16 protein-coding genes and 1 tRNA gene are annotated in these 18,883 nt (G+C 75.8%); 3 read left to right on the top strand and 14 right to left on the bottom strand.

Going from position 1 to position 18,883, the window contains the following annotated elements; genetic code table 11:
• The 13 genes from HDA34_RS02950 to HDA34_RS03010 all read right to left on the bottom strand — a co-directional run bounded on the left by HDA34_RS02950 (position 1) and on the right by HDA34_RS03010 (position 15,495).
• Complete coding sequence (locus HDA34_RS02950) at positions 1-735, bottom strand: L-threonylcarbamoyladenylate synthase (protein WP_036313064.1); 735 nt, start codon at positions 733-735, stop codon at positions 1-3.
• Positions 732-1,634: a peptide chain release factor N(5)-glutamine methyltransferase gene (gene prmC / locus HDA34_RS02955; protein WP_036382189.1), complete on the bottom strand. Its 903-nt coding sequence runs from the start codon at positions 1,632-1,634 to the stop codon at positions 732-734. Before prmC ends, HDA34_RS02950 begins: the two co-directional genes overlap by 4 nt.
• Entirely contained in the window at positions 1,631-2,740 is a 1,110-nt protein-coding gene (gene prfA / locus HDA34_RS02960; protein ID WP_036382191.1) for a peptide chain release factor 1, read from the bottom strand. Before prfA ends, prmC begins: the two co-directional genes overlap by 4 nt.
• Before the next feature lie 115 nt (positions 2,741-2,855).
• Positions 2,856-4,934, bottom strand: coding sequence for a transcription termination factor Rho (rho, locus tag HDA34_RS02965; protein WP_041103238.1), 2,079 nt, complete (start codon positions 4,932-4,934; stop codon positions 2,856-2,858).
• A gap of 320 nt (positions 4,935-5,254) precedes the next feature.
• On the bottom strand, positions 5,255-6,208 hold the full coding sequence (gene thrB / locus HDA34_RS02970) for a homoserine kinase (RefSeq protein ID WP_041103240.1): 954 nt from the start codon (positions 6,206-6,208) through the stop codon (positions 5,255-5,257).
• Positions 6,209-6,211: 3 nt separating this feature from the next.
• Positions 6,212-7,324 carry a threonine synthase gene (gene thrC / locus HDA34_RS02975; protein WP_036313078.1) on the bottom strand — a complete coding sequence of 371 codons (1,113 nt, stop codon included), beginning with the start codon at positions 7,322-7,324 and terminating at the stop codon, positions 6,212-6,214.
• Positions 7,325-7,327: 3 nt separating this feature from the next.
• A complete protein-coding gene (locus HDA34_RS02980; protein WP_049147165.1) occupies positions 7,328-8,650 on the bottom strand; it encodes a homoserine dehydrogenase in 1,323 nt (440 codons plus the stop codon).
• A gap of 170 nt (positions 8,651-8,820) precedes the next feature.
• A complete protein-coding gene (gene lysA, locus HDA34_RS02985; RefSeq protein WP_049147167.1) occupies positions 8,821-10,293 on the bottom strand; it encodes a diaminopimelate decarboxylase in 1,473 nt (490 codons plus the stop codon).
• An 8-nt stretch (positions 10,294-10,301) separates the two neighbouring features.
• Positions 10,302-11,972: an arginine--tRNA ligase gene (argS, locus tag HDA34_RS02990; protein ID WP_041103245.1), complete on the bottom strand. Its 1,671-nt coding sequence runs from the start codon at positions 11,970-11,972 to the stop codon at positions 10,302-10,304.
• Positions 11,973-12,086: 114 nt separating this feature from the next.
• Positions 12,087-13,268 carry a HesA/MoeB/ThiF family protein gene (locus HDA34_RS02995; protein WP_134376934.1) on the bottom strand — a complete coding sequence of 394 codons (1,182 nt, stop codon included), beginning with the start codon at positions 13,266-13,268 and terminating at the stop codon, positions 12,087-12,089.
• Entirely contained in the window at positions 13,265-14,083 is an 819-nt protein-coding gene (locus HDA34_RS03000; RefSeq protein ID WP_036316581.1) for a thiazole synthase, read from the bottom strand. Before HDA34_RS03000 ends, HDA34_RS02995 begins: the two co-directional genes overlap by 4 nt.
• 3 nt (positions 14,084-14,086) lie before the next feature.
• Positions 14,087-14,329, bottom strand: coding sequence for a sulfur carrier protein ThiS (thiS, locus tag HDA34_RS03005; RefSeq protein ID WP_134376936.1), 243 nt, complete (start codon positions 14,327-14,329; stop codon positions 14,087-14,089).
• The gene (locus tag HDA34_RS03010) at positions 14,326-15,495 is read right to left on the bottom strand and encodes an FAD-dependent oxidoreductase (RefSeq protein WP_036316589.1); all 1,170 of its coding nucleotides are present in this window, start codon (positions 15,493-15,495) and stop codon (positions 14,326-14,328) included. Before HDA34_RS03010 ends, thiS begins: the two co-directional genes overlap by 4 nt.
• Before the next feature lie 145 nt (positions 15,496-15,640).
• Between HDA34_RS03010 and thiE the strand changes: the two genes are divergently transcribed.
• Positions 15,641-16,384, top strand: a complete 744-nt coding sequence (gene thiE / locus HDA34_RS03015; protein WP_134376938.1) for a thiamine phosphate synthase — start codon at positions 15,641-15,643, stop codon at positions 16,382-16,384.
• 86 nt (positions 16,385-16,470) lie between these two features.
• Positions 16,471-16,543: transfer RNA gene (locus tag HDA34_RS03020), tRNA-Arg, on the top strand.
• Between the two features lie 196 nt (positions 16,544-16,739).
• Here the strand turns inward: HDA34_RS03020 and thiD are convergent.
• Complete coding sequence (gene thiD, locus HDA34_RS03025; RefSeq protein ID WP_036316593.1) at positions 16,740-17,594, bottom strand: bifunctional hydroxymethylpyrimidine kinase/phosphomethylpyrimidine kinase; 855 nt, start codon at positions 17,592-17,594, stop codon at positions 16,740-16,742.
• A gap of 73 nt (positions 17,595-17,667) precedes the next feature.
• On the opposite strand from thiD, the gene HDA34_RS03030 reads away from it, so the two are divergent.
• Positions 17,668-18,825 (top strand): YkvI family membrane protein, encoded by a 1,158-nt coding sequence (locus HDA34_RS03030; RefSeq protein ID WP_127435604.1) that lies wholly within the window; start codon positions 17,668-17,670, stop codon positions 18,823-18,825.
• Positions 18,826-18,883 lie beyond the last annotated feature (58 nt).

An 18,883-nucleotide genomic window follows, 5' to 3' on the forward strand; every position in this document is an offset into this window, starting at 1 on the left:
TCAGGCCTCCCGGTCGGCGGGGCGCGCCGCGGCGGCGTCGTCGGCGGCCGCGATCCGCTCGGCGGCGACCGGCGGCTCCTCGCCCTCGGCGAGCAGGTCCGGCACCACCGCGCGCAGCTCCTCCAGGGGCACGGAGCCCTGCCGGGCCACGCGGAACGGGGTGACGGTGCAGTCCACGATCGTCGAGGGATCCCGGCTCTCGCGGGGGCCGGCGTCGAGGTAGAGGGCCACGGACTCCCCCAGCATCGAGCGGGCGGCGTCGGCGGTGGTGGCGGCGTCCATGCCGGTGCGGTTCGCGCTGGAGACGGCCATGGGGCCGACGGCGTAGAGCAGTTCGCGGGCCACCGCGTCGTCGGGCACGCGCAGGGCGACGGTGCCGCGGGTCTCGCCGAGGTCCCAGGTCAGCGTGGGCTGGGACTTGAGGATGAGCGTGAGGGCGCCGGGCCAGAAGCGCCCGGCGAGGGCCTCGGCCTCCTCCGGCACGTCGTACGCGAGGCCGGCCATGACGCGGCGGTCCGCGATGAGCACGGGCGGCGGCATGGTGCGGCCACGGCCCTTGGCGGCCAGCAGCACGGCCACGGCCAGCGGGGAGAACGCGTCCGCTCCGATGCCGTAGACGGTGTCCGTGGGCAGGACCACGCAGCCGCGGTCCGCGAGGACCTCGCGGGCGCGGGCCACGGCATCCTCGAGGGCGGCCGGATCCGAGACGTCGATGAAGTCACTCACGTCGGTCATTCTTCCACCTCCGCGCCCGCCACGGCGTCGCAGGACCGGCGCGCCGTGAGGAACCGGTCTCGTCCGGTGAGGTCCTGGTGGACTCGGACGCCCGTGAACCGCCGGTCCGCGCCGAGGGCGGCCAGGAGGGCCGGGCCCTGCGTCTCGTGGTGCTCCATGGCGAACAGGCCGCCCGGGACGAGCAGGTCCGCCGCCCGGTGCGCGATGGCGCGCGGGATCCGCAGCCCGGGCGCGTCCCCGCCGTAGAGCGCCCGCGCCGGGTCCAGTCGGGCCTCGGGCTGGGCGGGCACCTCGGCCTCGGGCACGTAGGGCGGGTTGCTCACGACGACGTCCACGCGGCCCTCGAGGTTGGGGCACGCGACAAGGGCATCGGCTTGTCGCAGGTCGACCCCGCGCGGGGCGAGGTTCCGCCGGGCCCAGTCGGCCGCCGTCGGGTCGAGCTCGACGGCGGTGACGGCGAGCGGGCGGCCCCGCGCCTCGCCCCACGCCGCGACGGCCGCGGCGATCGCGCCGGAGCCGGTGCACAGGTCCACCACGGCGCCCGCCGCGGGCCGCGCGGCCAAGTCGGCCACGACGGTCTCCACGAGCAGCTCGGTCTCCGGCCGCGGGACGAAGACGCCTGGGCCGACCGCCAGGTCGAGCCCGTGGAAGTGCGCGACGCCGGTCAGGTGCTGGACGGGCTCGCGGGCGGCGCGGCGCCCGACGAGCGCCTCGAAGGCCGCCGCCTGCGCGGGCTCGGCCACGGCCCCGGCGAACACCCGGGCCAGCAGCGCGCCGCGGTCGAGGCCGAGCACGTGGGCCAGCAGCAGCTCGGCGTCCACACGCGGCGAGTCGATGCCCACCGCGGTCAGGCGGGCGGCGGCGTCGCGCAGCAGCGCGGACCAGGCCGGTGCGCTCACGCGTCCCCGCCCAGCGCGGCGAGCCGCCGCTCCTCGTCGAGGGCGAGGCAGGAGGCGATCACGGCCTCGAGGTCGCCGTCGAGGACCGCGTCGAGGTTGTGCGCCTTGTAGCCGGTGCGGTGGTCCGCGATCCGGTTCTCCGGGAAGTTGTAGGTCCGGATGCGTTCCGAGCGGTCCATGGTGCGCACCTGCGCGGCGCGCGCCGCGGAGTTCTCGGCGTCCTGCTCCGCCCGCTGCCGCTCGAGCAGCCGCGACCGCAGCACGCGCAGCGCGGCCTCGCGGTTCTGGATCTGGGACTTCTCGTTCTGCATGGAGACGACGATCCCCGTGGGCAGATGCGTCAGACGCACCGCGGAGTCGGTCGTGTTGACGGACTGGCCGCCCGGCCCGGAGGAGCGGAAGACGTCCACTTTGAGGTCGTTCGGATCGAGGTGGACCTCGTCCGGGGCGTCCACCTCGGGCAGCACGAGCACGCCGGCGGCGGAGGTGTGGATGCGGCCCTGGGACTCGGTGACGGGCACGCGCTGCACTCGGTGCACGCCGCCCTCGAACTTGAGCCGGGCGTAGACGCCGTCGGCCGGGTCGGCCGCGCTCCCCCGCACCGCCACGTGGACGTCCTTGTAGCCGCCCAGGTCGGAGTGCGTGGCGGAGAGGACCTCCGTCTTCCAGCCCCGGGACTCGGCGTAGCGCAGGTACATGCGCAGCAGGTCGCCGGCGAACAGGGCCGCCTCCTCGCCGCCCTCGCCGCCCTTGATCTCGAGGATCACGTCACGCGCGTCGTCGGGGTCGCGCGGGATCAGCAGCCGGCGCAGCCGTTCGGCGGCCTCGGCCTCGGCCGCCTCCAGACCGGGCACCTCGGCCGCGAAGGCCGCCGCGTCGTCGTCGCCGGCCGCGGCCAGCTCCCGCGCGTCGGCCAGCTCCTCCGCGGCCGCCGACCAGGCGCGGTGCGCCGTCACCACGGCGCCGAGCTCGGCGAACCGCCGGTTCAGCCTCCGGGCGAGCGCCGGGTCCTGGTGCACCGCCGGGTCGGACAGGCGCGCCGTCAGCTCGCGATGCTCCGCCAGGAGCCGATCCACGGCCTCGCGCCGCTGCTCCGAATCGAACACGTGCGTGCCTCTCCTCCTCCGGCCTCAGCGGGCCGGGCTGTCCGACGCGGACGGCCCCGCCCCGTCCGGCGGAGACGAGCTCCCCCGGGCGGGACGGGGCCGTGCGACGGGGCGGTCAGTCGTCGCCCTTGGACCCCAGCGTGGTCTTGGAGACCAGCATGAGGAACTCGGCGTTGGACGCGGTGTCCTTGATCTTGTTGGTGAGCAGGTCGAGGGCCTGCTGCTGCTCGAGGCCAGAGAGCACCCGGCGCAGCTTCCACATGATCTTGACCTCCTCCTGCGAGAGCAGGGCCTCCTCGCGGCGGGTGCCGGACGCGTTGACGTCCACCGCCGGAAAGATGCGGCGCTCCGCGAGGTGACGGGACAGGCGCAGCTCCATGTTGCCGGTGCCCTTGAACTCCTCGAAGATCACCTCGTCCATGCGCGAGCCGGTCTCGACCAGCGCGGTGGCCAGGATGGTCAGCGAGCCGCCGTTCTCGATGTTGCGGGCGGCGCCGAAGAACTTCTTCGGCGGGTACAGCGCCGAGGAGTCCACACCGCCGGAGAGGATGCGGCCCGAGGCCGGGGCGGCCAGGTTGTAGGCGCGGCCCAGGCGGGTCATGGAGTCGAGCAGCACGACGACGTCGCGGCCCATCTCCACGAGGCGCTTGGCGCGCTCGATGGCCAGCTCGGCGAGGGTGGTGTGGTCGTCCGCCGGGCGGTCGAACGTGGAGGCGATGACCTCGCCGTCCACCGACCGCTGCATGTCGGTGACCTCCTCGGGGCGCTCGTCGACGAGCACCATCATGAGGTGGACCTCGGGATTGTTCGTCTTGATCGCGTTGGCGATCGACTGCAGGATCATCGTCTTGCCGGCCTTGGGCGGGGAGACGATGAGGCCGCGCTGGCCCTTGCCGATGGGGCTGACCAGATCGATCACGCGGGGGCCGATCAGCTTGGGATCGGTCTCCAGGCGCAGGCGCTCCTGCGGGTACAGCGGCACGAGCTTGCCGAACTCCACGCGCTGCGGGTGCTCGACGGCGGGCTGACCGTTGACCGAGGAGATCTTCACCAGGGCGTTGAACTTCTGACGGTTGGAGCCGCCGCCGTGGTGCTGCTGCTTCTCACCGTCGCGCGGGGCGCGGATCGCGCCGACGACGGCGTCGCCCTTGCGCAGACCGTACTTCTTCACCATGGCCAGGGAGACGTAGACGTCGTTCGGGCCCGGCAGGTAGCCGGAGGTGCGGACGAACGCGTAGTTGTCCAGCACGTCGAGGATGCCGGCCACGGGCTGCAGGACGTCGTCCTCGGTCAGCTCGGTCTCGTCGACCTCGGGGCCGCCGCGGCCACGGCGGTTGCGGCCGCGCTCGTTGCGGTTGCGGCGGTTGCGACGGTTGCGGCCGCCCTCGTCGTCGCGGTCGTCGCGGCGGCTGCGGTCCCCGCGTCCGCCGTCGCCCCGGCCACCGTCCTCGGACTTGTCGCCGCGCTGCTCGCGCGAGCCGTCGCGGCCGTTCTCACGGTCCCGGTTGTTCTCGCGGCCGTTCTCGCGGTCGCGGCCGTTGTCGCGGTCCCGCCCGTTGCGGCCGTTGCGGCCGCGGCCGTTCTCGCGCCCGTTGTCGTCACGGTCCTCCCGGTCGCCGCGGCGGTCCGCGTCGGCGCCGTCCTCGCCCTGGGCGCCGTCGGAGCGACGGTCCTGACCCTGCTGGGCGTCGTCGTCGCCGGCGCGGCGGCGGCCGCGGGAACGGCGCTCGGACTGCGGGCGGTCCTCGCCCTCGTCGCGGGTCTCGGACCCCCCGGACCGATCCTGGTCCGAGGCGGTCTCCCGGGGGGCCTGCTCGGTCTGGGCCTCGCGGGCCTCGGCCTGGGGCTGCCCGTCCTGGGCGGCGGCCGGAGCGGAGGTGTCGGCGTCGGCGCGGCGCGAGCGGCGGCGGGCCGGGCGCTCGGCGGCCGGGGCGGCGTCCTCTGAGGACGCGGCCGCCGGGGCGGTCTCGGCGGCGGGGGCCGCGGGGGCCTGGGCCGCGCGCTCGGCGGCGTCGCGGTCCGCCACGGAGCCGCCGCGCTGGTGGTCGGAGATCGCGGTCACCAGGTCGGCCTTGCGCATGCGCGAGCCGCCGGCGATGCCGAGCTGGGAGGCCAGGGCCTGGAGCTGGGCGAGCTTGAGCGAGGCCAGGCCACCGCCGTTCGTCGGCGTGGTCTGTTCCGTGGATTCGGTCACGAAGGTTCCTTCTCCCTCGAATGCGGCCCGGCGGCGCGTGGCGCGTCGGGCTGCGGTGTGCATCCGGTCGGGCCGCGCAGCGGCGCCCCAGAAAACCGGGTTTCATGGTGTGAACTCAGCAGTGGCGCCTCCCCTGATCGTGCGCAGTCGCTGCGTGACGGGGCGGAGGCGTCCGGACTCGACCGAGCCGGAGCGGATCCCGCACGCCGGCCGTGCGCAGCACGGGATGGATCGCGGCGGGGTTCCGGCCGACGGCGCACGGTGCGTCCGGCCGTCACAGGCCCGGGCACCGGAGACCCGGGCCGCGCGAGGCGGTGGGGTCAGCCGTGGTGGAGTGATTCCACCCTAACACCGTCCACGGCCACGCACGGCACCAGCACGCGCCAGGCGGCCGCCCCGTCCGCCGTCAGAGCACGCGCCGCCTCCGTGGCGTGCTCGGCCGCCTGGACGCCGTCGCACAGCGCGAGCACCGTGGGACCCGCGCCGGAGACGACGGCGGCGTGGCCGCGCTCGCGCAGCCCCGCGACCAGTGCGGCGCTGGCCGGCATGGTCACGGCGCGCGGCTCCTGGTGCAGCCAGTCGCGCGTGGCGGCCGGCAGCAGCGCGGGGTCCTCCGCCAGCGCGTGGACGAGCAGCGCGGCACGGCCGGCCTGGGCCGCCGCCACGGCGTGGGGCACCTCGGCGGGCAGCACGCCCCGGGCGACGTGGGTGGACAGCTCGGTGTCCGGGATCGCGACCACCGGCACCACGCGCTCGTGCAGCCGCAGCCGCGCCGTGGCCGGGCCGGGGACGTCGTCACGGGTCCAGGAGACGGTGGCCCCGCCCACGAGCGCGGGGGCGACGTTGTCCGGGTGCCCCTCGAAGCGGGTGGCCGCCTCGAGCAGGTCCGCGGGCGCCCGGCGCAGCGCGGCCGGCAGCAGGGCCTCGGCCGCGGCGTAGGCCGCGACGACGGCGGCCGCGGACGAGCCGAGTCCGCGGGCGTGCGGGATCCGGTTCACGGCGCGCAGGTGCAGCCCCGGCGCGGTGAACCCGCGGTCCCGCAGGTGCTCGTGCGCCAGGCGCAGGATCAGGTGCGCGCCGTCCCGCGGCAGGGTGGCCGCGCCCTCCCCCTCGACCTCCGCGACGTCGGGGCCCGCCACGACCGTGAGCGTCACCTCGTCGCGCAGCTCCAGGGCCAGGCCCATCGAGTCGAAGCCGGGGCCGAGGTTGGCGGAGGTGGCGGGGACGGAGACGGACGCGGCGGTCCCGGGCGCCAGCGGCTGCGGTGCGGCCATGGCTCAGCTCAGGCCGAGGGCCTGGGCGACGGTGACCACGTCGAACGGCACCGAGCGCGGGGTCACGTCGGCGCCGTCGGCGCCGCGCAGGGCCCACTGCGGGTCCTTGAGGCCGTGGCCGGTGACGGTGATGACCCAGCTCTTGCCGGCCGGCACGTTCCCGGCGGCGTGGTGCTTGAGCAGCCCGGCGACGCCGGCGGCGGAGGCGGGCTCGACGAACACGCCCTCCTTCGCGGAGAGCCAGCGGTGGGCCTCGAGGATCTCCTCGTCCGTGACGGAGTCGATCATCCCGCCGGACTCGTCGCGGGCGGCCTCGGCCTGCTCCCACGAGGCCGGGTTGCCGATCCGGATGGCGGTGGCGATCGTGTCCGGGTCGGTCACGGGGTGGCCCTGGACGATCGGGGCGGCGCCCGCGGCCTGGAAGCCCCACATCACGGGGGTCTTCGTGGCCACCGCGGGCAGCTCGGCGTCCGAGGCGCCCTCGTGCGGGTTCACGTAGGGGGCGGCGTACTCGCGGTAGCCCTTCCAGTACGCGGTGATGTTGCCCGCGTTGCCCACGGGCAGCAGGTGGTAGTCCGGGGCGTCGCCGAGGGTGTCCACGACCTCGAACGCGCCGGTCTTCTGCCCCTCGATGCGGGCCGGGTTGACGGAGTTCACGAGGAACACGGGGTAGTTCTCGGCCAGCTTGCGGGCCACCTCGAGGCAGTCGTCGAAGTTGCCCTGCACCTGGAGGATCTCCGCGCCGTGGGCCACGGCCTGGGACATCTTGCCCATCGAGATCTTCCCCTCGGGCACGAGCACGGCGCACGTGATCCCGGCCTGCGCGGCGTAGGCCGCCGCCGAGGCGGACGTGTTGCCGGTGGACGCGCAGACGACGGCCTTCGCGCCGTCCGCGACGGCGGCGGTGATCGCCATGGTCATGCCGCGGTCCTTGAAGGAGCCGGTCGGGTTCATGCCCTCGAACTTCACGTGCACGGTGCCCTGCACCAGCTCGGAGAGGTGGGGGGCGTGGATGAGCGGGGTGCCGCCCTCGCCGAGGGTGATCACGCGCGTGTCCTCGGTGACGGGCAGGCGGTCGGCGTACTCGCGGACGACGCCGCGCCACTGGTGGGCCATGGGTCAGTTCCCTTCGACTCGGAGGACGGACGCGACCTCGTGGACGACGTCCAGGGCGGCGAGCGCCCCGACGGTGGCGTCGAGGTCGCGCTGCCGCGCACGGTGGGTGATCAGCCGCAGGGACGCGCCGGGGGCGTCCTCGCGCTCAGATGGGACCTGACGCAGCGTCTCGATGGAGACGCCGTGCTCCTCGAACACCCCGGCGACGCGGCGCAGCACACCGGGCTGGTCCGCCGCGCGCAGCACGACCATGAAGGAGGTGTGGGCCTCGGCCGGGTCCAGGGCGGGCAGGGCGGTGACGGGGGTGCGCAGGCGCGCCGGGCCGCCGCGCACGATGCGCTGGGCGATCGAGACGACGTCGCCCATCACCGCGGAGGCGGTGGGGGCGCCGCCGGCGCCGGGACCGTAGAACATGAGCTCGCCGGCGTTGTCGGCCTCCACGAAGACGGCGTTGAACGCCCCGCGCACGGAGGCCAGCGGGTGCTCCCGCGGCAGCAGGGTGGGGTGCACGCGCAGGACCGCGCCCTCGGCGCCGTCGGCGGCGCGGCCGCGCTCGGCGATCGCCAGCAGCTTGATGACGTAGCCCGCCTCCGCGGCGGCGGCGTTGTCCTCGGCCGTGATCGCGGTGATGCCCGCGACGGCCACCTGGTCCAGTGTGTACGGCGCCCCGAACGCGATGGTCGCCAGGATCGCGGCCTTCGCGGCGGCGTCGTGGCCCTCGACGTCGGCGGTCGGGTCGGCCTCGGCGTAGCCGAGCCGCTGGGCCTCGGCGAGGGCGTCGTCGAAGTCCGCCCCCTCGGAGTCCATCCGGTCGAGGATGAAGTTGGTGGTGCCGTTGGCGATGCCCATCACGCGGGTGACGCGGTCGCCGCCCAGGGAGTCGCGCAGCGGGCGCAGGATCGGGATGGCGCCGGCGACGGCGGCCTCGAAGCTGAGCTGCGCGCCGGTGGCGGCGGCCGCGGCGTACAGCTCCTCGCCGTGCTGGGCCAGCAGCGCCTTGTTGCCCGTCACCACGGACGTGCCGGCGGCCAGGGCGCGCAGGATCAGGGTGCGGGCCGGCTCGATGCCGCCCATCAGCTCGATGACGACGTCCGCGCCGTCCACGAGCGCCTCGGCGTCGGTCGTGTAGAGCGCCGGGTCCGCCTGCCAGTCGCGCGTCGCGCCCGTGTCCCGCACCGCGATGCCCGTGAGCTCGAGGTCGGCGCCCACGCGGTCCCGCAGGATGTCGGCGTCCTCGGTGAGGATCCGGGCGGTCTGGGACCCCACGGTCCCGCCGCCCAGCAGGGCGACCTTGAGTGCGGTGGGGGCGTCGGTGTGCTGGGGCATGGTCCTCCGTGATCCAGGGTGGGTCGGGCCCGCGCGACCGCGCGGCCCGGCTGGCCTCGAATCTAGCGCGGCGCCCCGGCCCGTCCCACCGCGCGACACTCGGTGTCCGCAGAGCGGGACGGACCCACCCGGGCTCGAGGCCGGCGGCCGGGTGCGCCGCGCCCGCGTCCTCAGCGGGCGAGGCGCGGATCGGCCTCGCGGGCGAACAGGTCCTCCTGCGTCTCGCGGCGGATGATCACCCGCGCCTGCCCGCCGGAGACCGCGACGACGGCCGGGCGGGCCAGCGCGTTGTAGTTCGAGGACATCACGTGCGTGTACGCGCCCGTGGCCGGCACGGCCAGCAGGTCGCCGCGGCCCAGGTCGGCCGGCAGGTACACGTCGCGGACGAGGATGTCGCCGGACTCGCAGTGCTTGCCCACCACGCGGGAGAGCACCGGCTCGGCCTCCGAGGTGCGGCGCGCGGAGACGGCGGTGTAGTCGGCGTCGTAGAGGACGGGACGCGGGTTGTCGGACATGCCGCCGTCCACGGCGACGTAGCGGCGGGCCGCCGTGCCGCCGTCGGGGGCGTCCGCGTCCACGGTCTTGGTCACCCCGACCGTGTAGAGGGTCAGGCCCGCGGGGCCTGAGATGGCCCGCCCCGGCTCGAGCGAGACCCGCGGGCACCTCAGGCCGAGGCGCTCGACGGTCTTCTGGACGTCGTCGGCGAGGGCGTCGGCGATCTCCGCGGCCGGGCGCGGCTCGTCCACGGCCGTGTAGGCGATGCCGTGGCCGCCACCGAGGTCGAGCTCGGCCAGCTCCACCCCGTGCTCGGCCTTGACCTCGGCGAGGAACTCGAGCACGCGTCCGGCCGCCAGCCCGAAGCCCTCGGCCTCGAAGATCTGGGACCCGATGTGGCAGTGCACGCCCAGCAGGTCGATCGACTCGGCCGCCAGGGCCGCGGCCACGGCGACGGCGGCCGGCGAGCGGCCGGCCACGTTGCCGTCCCGGTCGGTGGAGGCCGGGGCCAGGGAGAGGCCGAACTTCTGGTCCTCGTGCGCGGTGGCGATGAAGTCGTGGGTGTGCGCGTGCACGCCCGGGGTCAGCCGGAGCATCACGGGGGCGCGGCGGCCGACCTCGGCCGCGAGCGCGGCCAGGTGGGTGAGCTCGTCGAGCGAGTCCACGATGATCCGGCCCACGCCCGCCTCGAGGGCGGTGCGCAGCTCGGCGTCCGACTTGTTGTTGCCGTGCAGGCCGATGTGGGCCGGGTCGACGCCGGCGGCCAGCGCGATCGCCAGCTCGCCGCCGGAGGCGGTGTCCACGCGCAGGCCCTCCTCGGCCGCCCAGCGGGCGGTGGAGAGGGTGAGCATGGACTTGCCGGCGTAGTAGACGTCCGCTCCCCCGCACAGGTCGGCGAACGCGGCGTCGAAGCCCTCGCGGAACGCGCGGGCGCGGGCGCGGAAGTCGTCCTCGTCCACCACGAGCAGCGGCGTGCCGAACTCCGCGGCGAGCGCGCTCGCGCGCAGGCCCTGGACGGTGAGCTCGCCGTCGGCGGCGCGGTCCACGCCGGCGGCCCACAGGCCGGGCACGAGCGCGTCCGGGTCCCCCGGCGCGGGGAGCCAGGCGGGGGCGAGCGGGGAGGCGGGGGCGGGCTGCGGCGTCGTCATCCGGGCGCTCACATCTTCTCCGGGGCGGTCACGCCGAGCAGGCCGAGACCGTTGGCCAGCACCTGGGCGGTGGCGTCGTTGAGCCACAGGCGGGTGCGGTTGAGGGTCTCCACGGGACGCGGCGTCCCGTCGTCGGTGGGCATGGGCACGATGCGGCAGGCGGCGTACCACGAGTGGTAGGCCCCGGCGATCACCTCGAGGTGGCGGGCCACGCGGTGGGGCTCGCGCAGGCGCGCCGCCGCGCCGACGACGGCCGGGAACTCCGCCAGCTGGGCCAGCAGCTCCGACTCGGTGGCGTGGGTGAGCAGGGCGGCGTCGAACTCGGAGCGGTCCACGCCGTGGGCCTGCGCGGTGCGCGCCGCGCCCGAGGCGCGGGCGTGGGCGTACTGCACGTAGTAGACGGGGTTGTCGTTCGTGGCGGAGCGCAGCAGCTCGGGGTCGATCGTCAGGGGCGAGTCCGCGGGGTAGCGGGCCAGGTCGTAGCGCAGGGCGTCGCGGCCGAGCCACTCCACGAGGTCCTTGAGCTCGATGATGTTGCCGGCGCGCTTGGAGAGCTTCGCGCCGTTGACCGAGATGAGCTGGCCGATGAGGATCTCGATGTTCGTCGCCGGGTCGTCGCCGGCGGCGGCGGCGATCGCCTTGAGGCGGTTCACGTAGCCGTGGTGGTCGGCGCCGAGCAGGTACACCTTCTCCTCGAAGCCGCGGTCGCGCTTGTGGAGGTAGTAGGCGGCGTCGGCGGCGAAGTAGGTGGGCTCCCCGTTGGCGCGGATGAGCACGCGGTCCTTGTCGTCGCCGAAGTCGGTGGTCTTGAGCCACACGGCGCCCTCGCGGTCCTCGATGTGGCCCTGCTCGCGCAGCCGCTGCACGGCCTGGTCGATCGCGCCGGAGTCGTGGAGCGTCTGCTCCGAGGTGAACACGTCGAAGTGCACGTCGAAGGCGGCGAGCGTGTCCTTGATGTCCTGCATCTGGAGCCGGTACGCGGCCTCGCGGACCACCGGGCGGGCGGCCTCGTCCGTCAGCTCGCGCACGTCCGGGTGCTCGAGGGCGACGGCGTCGGCCAGCTCCTGCACGTACGCGCCCGGGTAGCCGCCCGCGGGGACGTCGCGGCCGTGCAGGCGGGCGAGGACCGAGTCGGCGAACACGTTCATCTGGTTGCCGGCGTCGTTGACGTAGTACTCGGCGGTGACGTCCGCGCCGGAGGCGCGCAGGAGGCGGGCGATCGCGTCGCCCAGCGCGGCCCAGCGGGTGTGTCCGATGTGCAGCGGGCCGGTGGGGTTGGCGGAGACGAACTCCATGTTCACGGTGTGCCCGGCCAGGGCGTCGTTGCGGCCGTACTCCGGGCCGGCCTCGACGATCTCGCGGGCCAGGGCGCCGGCCGAGGCCGCGTCCAGGGTGACGTTGAGAAAGCCGGGGCCGGCGACGTCGACGGCGGCGATGCCCGGCTTGTCGGTCAGGCGCTCGGCCACGAGCCCGGCGAGGTCGCGCGGGGCCATCCCGGCCTTCTTGCCCAGCTGGAGGGCGACGTTGGTGGCCCAGTCGCCGTGCTCGCGGCTGCGGGGTCGCTCCACCTTCACGCGCGCGGGGGTGATCTCCTCCCGCAGCGCGGCGGGGAGGTCACCGGCATCGACGGCGTCGGTGAGGACAGCGGACAGCAGGGCGGAGAGGTCTTCGGGCTTCACCCGCGCAAGTCTACGGAAGGGCCGCCGCGCCCGTGCGCGTGCGAACGAACCCTGCGAGATGGCCCCCTCCGGCCCGCGGTGGGGGCCATCTCGCAGGGTTCGTCGGGGTGGGGGTCAGGCGGGCCAGGCGGCGAGGCCGCCGGCGAGGGACAGGACGCGCCCGCCGGCGCCCGGGTCGGCCCCGACGACGGCGTCCCGCGCCCGGGCCGAGCGGGCTCCGGCGGCGCAGTAGACCACCAGGACGTGGTCCTGCCCGGGCGCGTGGGCCGCCGGCTCCGCGAGGACGGCCTCGAGCGGGACGTGTCGATCGGCCACCGCCGCGGGGGCCTCGACGCGGCGCAGGCGCCGCTCCCAGTCCTCGCGGACGTCGAGCAGGGTGAGGGACGCGGCCCGGGCGGGGTCGGCGAGCAGGGCGGCCAGCGCGGCGGGGGCGATCTCCCCGCCCGCGGCGCCGCACGCCTCCGCCGAGCCGGGGGCGCCGGCGTCGTCCGGGCGGGGGGCCTGGTCCGCGTGGGCGGACAGGTCCGTCACGGGGGTCCGCTCGGGGTCGGGCACGAGCCGCAGCTCACGGAAGCGCATCGTCAGGGCGTCCACGGAGAGCAGCCGCCCGACCAGGGGCTCACCCACCCCGGAGAGCAGCTTGATCGCCTCGGCCGCCATGAGGGAGCCGATGATCCCGGGCAGCACCCCGAGCACTCCGGCCTGCGCGCACGAGGGCACCTCGCCGGGTTCGGGCCGCTCCGGGAACACGTCCCGGTACAGCGGCCCGCCCGGGGCGAACACGCTCACCTGCCCCACGAACCGCAGGATCGCGCCCCACACCACGGGCACGCCCGCGATCTCGCACGCGTCGGCCACGAGGTAGCGGGTCGCGTAGTTGTCCGTGCCGTCGAGCACGAGGTCCACGGCGCCGACCCGTTCGAGCGCGTTGGCCGCGGTCAGGCGTTCGCGGTGCTCGACCACGCGCACCTCGGGGTGCAGGCCGCGCATCGTCGCGGCGGCGGAGGCGGTCTTGGGGCGGCCGAGGTCCGCCTCGGCGTGGATCACCTGGCGGTGCAGGTTGGAGCGGTCCACCATGTCGTCGTCGATCACGTGGACCTCCCCCACGCCCGCGGCGGCGAGGTAGGTCAGCACGGGCGCCCCGAGGCCGCCGGCGCCGACCACGAGGACGCGGGAGCGCAGCAGCGCCAGCTGGGCCTCGGGGCCGAAGCCGTCCAGGCTCAGGTGGCGGGCGAAGCGCTCCAGCTGGGTGTCGGACAGCGCGGTGAGGTCGCGGGGCTCGCGGGCGGCGGTCACCGCTCGTCCTCCTCGGCCGTGACCCGCCCGGCCATCGGCGAGGAGGCCAGGGCGTGCTCGCGGCGCGGGATGCGCCCGGCACGGCGGGCGTGGAAGCCCGCCTCGAGCGCGAGCCGGCACGCGTGGGCCATGCGGGCGGGCTCGGCGGCGCGGGTGATGGCGGAGGCGGCGAGCACGGCGTCGCAGCCGGCCTCCATGGCCAGGGCGACGTCCGAGGCGGTGCCCACGCCGGCGTCGAGCACGATCGGCACGGAGGCGCGCGAGACGATCAGCTCCAGGTGGGCGCGGTTGAGGATGCCCAGCCCCGAGCCGATCGGCGAGCCCAGCGGCATGACGGCGGCGGCGCCGGCCTGCTCGAGGCGCAGCGCCATGGCGGGGTCGTCCGACGTGTAGGCCAGGACGGTGAAGCCGTCGGCGGCGAGCCGCTCGGTGGCCTCGAGGGTCTCGACGACGTCGGGCAGCAGGGTGCGCTCGTCGGCGATGACCTCGACCTTCACGAGGTCGGTCTCGAGCGCCTCGCGGCCGAGCCGGGCGGTGAGCACGGCGTCACGGGCGGTGTAGCAGCCGGCGGTGTTGGGCAGCACGTCGATGCCGAGGCGGTCCAGCAGCGCGACCAGGCCGTCACGGGTGTCCGCGGACCAGCGGCGCAGCGCCACGGTGGTGAGCGTGGTGCCGGAGGCGACGAGGGCGCCCTCGAGGGCGGTCAGGTCGGTGATGCCGCCCGTGCCCATGATGAGCCGGGAGGCCAGGTCGTAGCCGCCGATCCGCAGCGGCGGGATCGCGGGGGCGGCGGGCGGGGTGCGGTGCTCGGCCATCGCTCAGCCCCCCTGCACCGCGGTGACGACGTCGACCTCGTCCCCGGCGGCCAGCGCCCGGGTGGCCCAGGCCGACCGGGGCACGACCTCGCCGCCGACCGCCACGGCCACGCCGAGCCGCCGCCCGTCCGCGGCGGCGCCGTCGTCGCCGACCGCGCGCCCGGTGACGTGCGCGACGACGTCGCGGACGGTGGCCGCGGCCAGCTCGGCGGGCTCTCCGTTGAGGGTCAGGGTGAGGGTGCTCATGCGATCTCCTTCAGGCGGGCGTGCAGCAGCTCGAGGATCCGCCCGGCCGCCCAGGGGGCGAGCAGGATCCCGTGACGGTGGAAGCCGGTGGCGACGACGGCGCCCGGAGCCTCGGGCACGGCGAGCACGCGCGGGGCGTCGTCGGGGGTGCCGGGGCGGGCGGCGGTGGTGATCTCGACCAGCTCGCACTCGCGGACGGCGGGCAGGATCGCGGCGGCGTCGGCGAGCAGGTCCAGCACGGCCCCGGCGGAGGTGCCGGCCAGGCCGTCCTCGCGGGCCGAGGCGCCGACCACGAGGGTGCCGTCCGCGCGGGGCACGAGGTAGACCTGGCGCCCGTGGACGAGGCCGCGGACGGTGCGGGTGATCAGGTGCGACTCCCCCGGCAGCAGCTGCTCGGGGCGCACCCGCAGACGCAGCACGTCGCCGTGGACGGGGCGCAGCGGGACCTCGACGGCGGTGGCCGCGCCGCCGATCCCGCGGTGGCCCAGGCCCGCGGCGAGGACCGCGCCGTCGGCGGTGAGGACGCCCCCGTCGGCCAGCGTGAGGCGCACCCCCTCGCCCTCCGGGCCGGCGGCGGTGACGCGTCCGGCCACGAACCGGGCGGCGGGTCCGGCGCCGACCGGGAGCGGGCCGCCGTCGGGTCCGGTCTCGGCGCGCAGGGCGGCGACGCAGGCGGCGGCGAGCCGTCGCGGGTCCACCTGATGGTCGTCCGGGGCGTCGAAGCCGGCGGCCAGGCCCGGGGCCAGGGCGGGCTCGGCGCGGCGCAGCGCGCGGACGGAGACGGGCTCGACCCGGCGACCGAGGATCGAGGCGTGCTCGAGCACGTGGTCCCAGGCGCGGGCGTCCGAGGGGTCCGCGGCCACGATCCAGGCGCCCTGTGCGAGGAAGCCCGTCTCCACATCGGTGAAGGCGGCGAGCAGGTCCACGAGGGCCGGGTAGGCCTCCCAGCCGGCCTGCAGCAGCGGGGCGAGGTCGTCCTGGCTGAACTGGGTCTCGGCGAGCGGCGCGAGCATCCCCGCCGCGGCGTGGGTGGCCCCGGCCACGGCGTGCGGGCGCCCGGCGGCGTCCAGCTCGGGGGCGATCAGGGTGACGGCGTGGCCTGCGGCACGCAGACGCACGGCGGCGGTGAGGCCGATGATCCCGGCCCCGACGACGGCCACGTGCACGGACCGGTCCTCCTCACGGCGGCATGACCCGCATCGAGTGGTGATGGTCGGCCGCGCCGGCGCGGTGCGCCCCTGCGGCCCTCTCAGCCCGGCGTGTGCGGCCCGGGCTCCCATGGAACAGCGGCCAGTCTGCCACAGTGGGCGCATGCACTCCCCCGATCCGCTCCTGATGACCGCGGCCGGCCGCGACGACGGCGGCACCGGCCCCGGCGCGCGCCGCCGCGCCCGCCTCGCCGCCTCCCGGCTGTACGTCTGCACCGACCTGCAGCGGTTCCTGCGCCCGGACGGCACGCTCGACACGGCCGCGTTCGCCGACTTCTGCGCGGCGGCGTTCCGCGGCGGAGTAGACGTGATCCAGGTGCGGGACAAGGCCGTGGACGTGGCGGTCGAGCTGGCCGCGTTCGCCACGCTCGTCCCGCTGGCCCGGGAGCACGGGGCGCTCTCGGCCGCCAACGACCGCGCCGACGTCGCCGCCCTGGCCGGGGTGGACGTGTTCCACACGGGCCAGACCGACCTGACCACCGCGCAGTGCCGCGCCCTGCTGGGCCCGGACGTGGTGCTCGGCCGCTCGTGCCACACCGAGGCGCAGGTGCGCGGCGCCCGCGCGGAGGACGGCCTGGACTACTTCTGCACGGGGCCGGTGTGGGCGACGCCCACGAAGCCGGGCCGGGCCGCCGTCGGACTGGAACTGCCGACCCTCGCCGCACGCCTGGACGCGGAGGACCCGGCGGGGGCGCGGCCGTGGTTCGCCATCGGCGGCGTCGACGCGGACCGGCTGCCCGAGGTCCGCGCGGCCGGGGCGGAACGGATCGTGGTGGTCCGCGCCGTGACGCAGGCCGAGGACCCCGAGGCCGCGGCCCGGACCCTGCGCGGGGGCCTGCCCGGCTGACGCGCCCCGCGGGGAGGTCACGGACGGGCCGTCCTGATGGTGTAGAGTCGACGAGTCCGCAACGCGCTCGACGCGTCGCGACCCCCGCCTCCGTAGCTCAGGGGATAGAGCGTCTGCCTCCGGAGCAGAAGGCCGCAGGTTCGAATCCTGCCGGGGGCACGAGCGAACAGAGCCGGACCCCCGTGGCGACACGGTGGTCCGGCTCTTCTGCGTTCTGCGGACCCGGACGCTCGAGCGGAGCGGGAGGTCCGGGTCACCGGCATTCGAGGCGGGAAATCGACCTCATAGGACGTCCCGAGGTGCGTATTCGCCGGATTTCCCGCCTCGAACGTGTCGAAGCCCGGAGGTCCCGCCCTCAGCCCCGCTGCGCATGACCGTGGTCGACGGGCCCGTGCCACGTCGGCCGCGAGGCGTCCCCGACCGCGAGCGCCTCCCCCGCCCGCATCGCGTCGGCCAGCCACGGCTTGGCCCGCTCGAGTGCGTCCTCCCAGCTCAGGCCCGCCCCGGCCAGCGTGGCCAGGGCCGAGGAGAGGGTGCAGCCGGTGCCGTGCGAGGCGCGGGTCGTCACGCGCGGGCCGCGCACCTCGTGCACGGCCCCGCCCACGCGCACGACGGCGTCCGGCACCTCCGCCGCTGCGGCCTCGGGCGCCTCGGTCTCGTCCAGGTGCCCGCCCTTGAGCAGCACCGTCACCCCATGCTCGGCGGCCAGGCCCCGCGCCGCGTCGAGGGCGGCGTCCCAGTCCGTCGCGTCCCGCCCGGTCAGCCGGGCCAGCTCGGGCAGGTTGGGTGTCACCAGGTGCGCCACCCGCAGCAGCCGGGCCCACGCGGCGCGCCCGTCGTCGTCGCCGACCGCGGTGAGGGCGTCCCCGCTCGAGGCCACCATGACCGGGTCCAGCACGACGACGGCGGGCCGGGTCTCCTCGAGCCAGCCGGCGACGGCCCGCATGAGCTCCACCGTGCCGAGCATGCCGATCTTCACGGCGTCCACGGCGATGTCGGCGGCGACCGAGTCGAGCTGGGCGCGCACCACGTCCACCGGCAGCGGGTGGACGGCCTGCACGCCCTGCGTGTTCTGGGCGGTGATCGCGGTGATCGCGGTCATCCCGTAGCCGCCCCACGCGGCGATGGTCTTCAGGTCGGCCTGGACACCGGCGCCGCCGCCGGAGTCGGAGCCGGCGATGCTGAGCACACGGGGGACGGCGGGGGTCATGCGGGGGCTCCTTCGGGTCGGGGCGGATCGGCCGCCCGGGCCGGGCCGATCCCGCCCATGAGAATGTAGTCGCATGTCCCACGTCACAGAGAGCTCCCCCGCGCACCCCGGCCGAGCCGAGGAGTCGGCGCCGCTGCGGCCGACCTCCCCGCTCGGGATCGCCGCCACGTTCATCGGCACCACCATCGGCGCCGGGTACGCCTCGGGCAACGAGATCCTGCAGTACTTCGTGAGCTTCGGCCTCTGGGGCGGCACGGGGGCGCTCGTGATCGCCGGCGCGCTGTTCTTCCTGCTCGCGGTGATCGTGCTGCGGCTGGCGCAGAAGCTGCGGACCACGGACATCCACCGGATCGTGAACCCCACGACGTCGCGCGTGCCCACCTGGTTCGCGGACCTGTGCATCACCACGTCCCTGCTGGGGACGCTGGTGATCATGCTGGCCGGGGCCGGGGCGGCGGTGCACACCGCGTTCGGGCTGCCCTCGCTCGTGGGCTCGCTGGTGATGGCCGCCGTCTGCGTGGTCTCGGTGCTGGCCGGCATCACGGGCCTCGTGCGCGTCCAGGCCGTGGTGGTCCCCCTGATCATCGTGGTCGCCGTCGGCGTCGCGGTGTGGGGGTTGGCGAACCCGGGGGCCGCGGTGGACGACGTCGCCGCGCTCGTGACCTCGTCCCCGCTGATCAACCAGTGGTGGCTCTCGGGCGTGCTGTACGTGGCCTTCAACATCCAGCTGGCCTACGCGGTGCTCGCCCCGATCGGCGAGGAGAGCTCCTCGTCGGGCCGCTCCCTCGTCGCCGGGGCCGGGCTCGGGGCACTGGGCCTCGTGGTGATGGCCGGCGCGGTGATGGCCGCGCTGACCGTCCACGCCCAGCTCATCGGCCGTGCCGAGCTGCCCATGGTCGAGCTGGCCGCGATGATCGGCGGCTGGGCCGCCCTGCTGTACACGGTCGTCCTGCTGCTGGCGCAGTTCACGACGGCGGTCTCGTGCCTGTACGGCGGGGTGGAGCGCATCGCCCTGCTGTCCTCGATGCGCCGCGTGCCGGGCTGGGTCATCGCCGTCGTCACGGCCCTGGCCGCCACCCTGCTCTCGAGCGTCGGCTTCTCCGACCTCGTGGGCACCGTCTACCCCGTCCTCGGCTACGCCGGCATCGTCATCATCGTGATGCTGGTCGTGACGTGGATCGTCGAGCGCACCACGGTGCGCCGCCGGGCGGCCCGCGCGGCGCGCGCCTGAGCGCCCGGCCGCATGGCCGGACGGCGGCGGTGAGGCCTCGCGGGGGACGTGCTAGGGT

Source organism: Micrococcus luteus (assembly GCF_014138885.1).
Lineage (GTDB): Bacteria > Actinomycetota > Actinomycetes > Actinomycetales > Micrococcaceae > Micrococcus > Micrococcus luteus.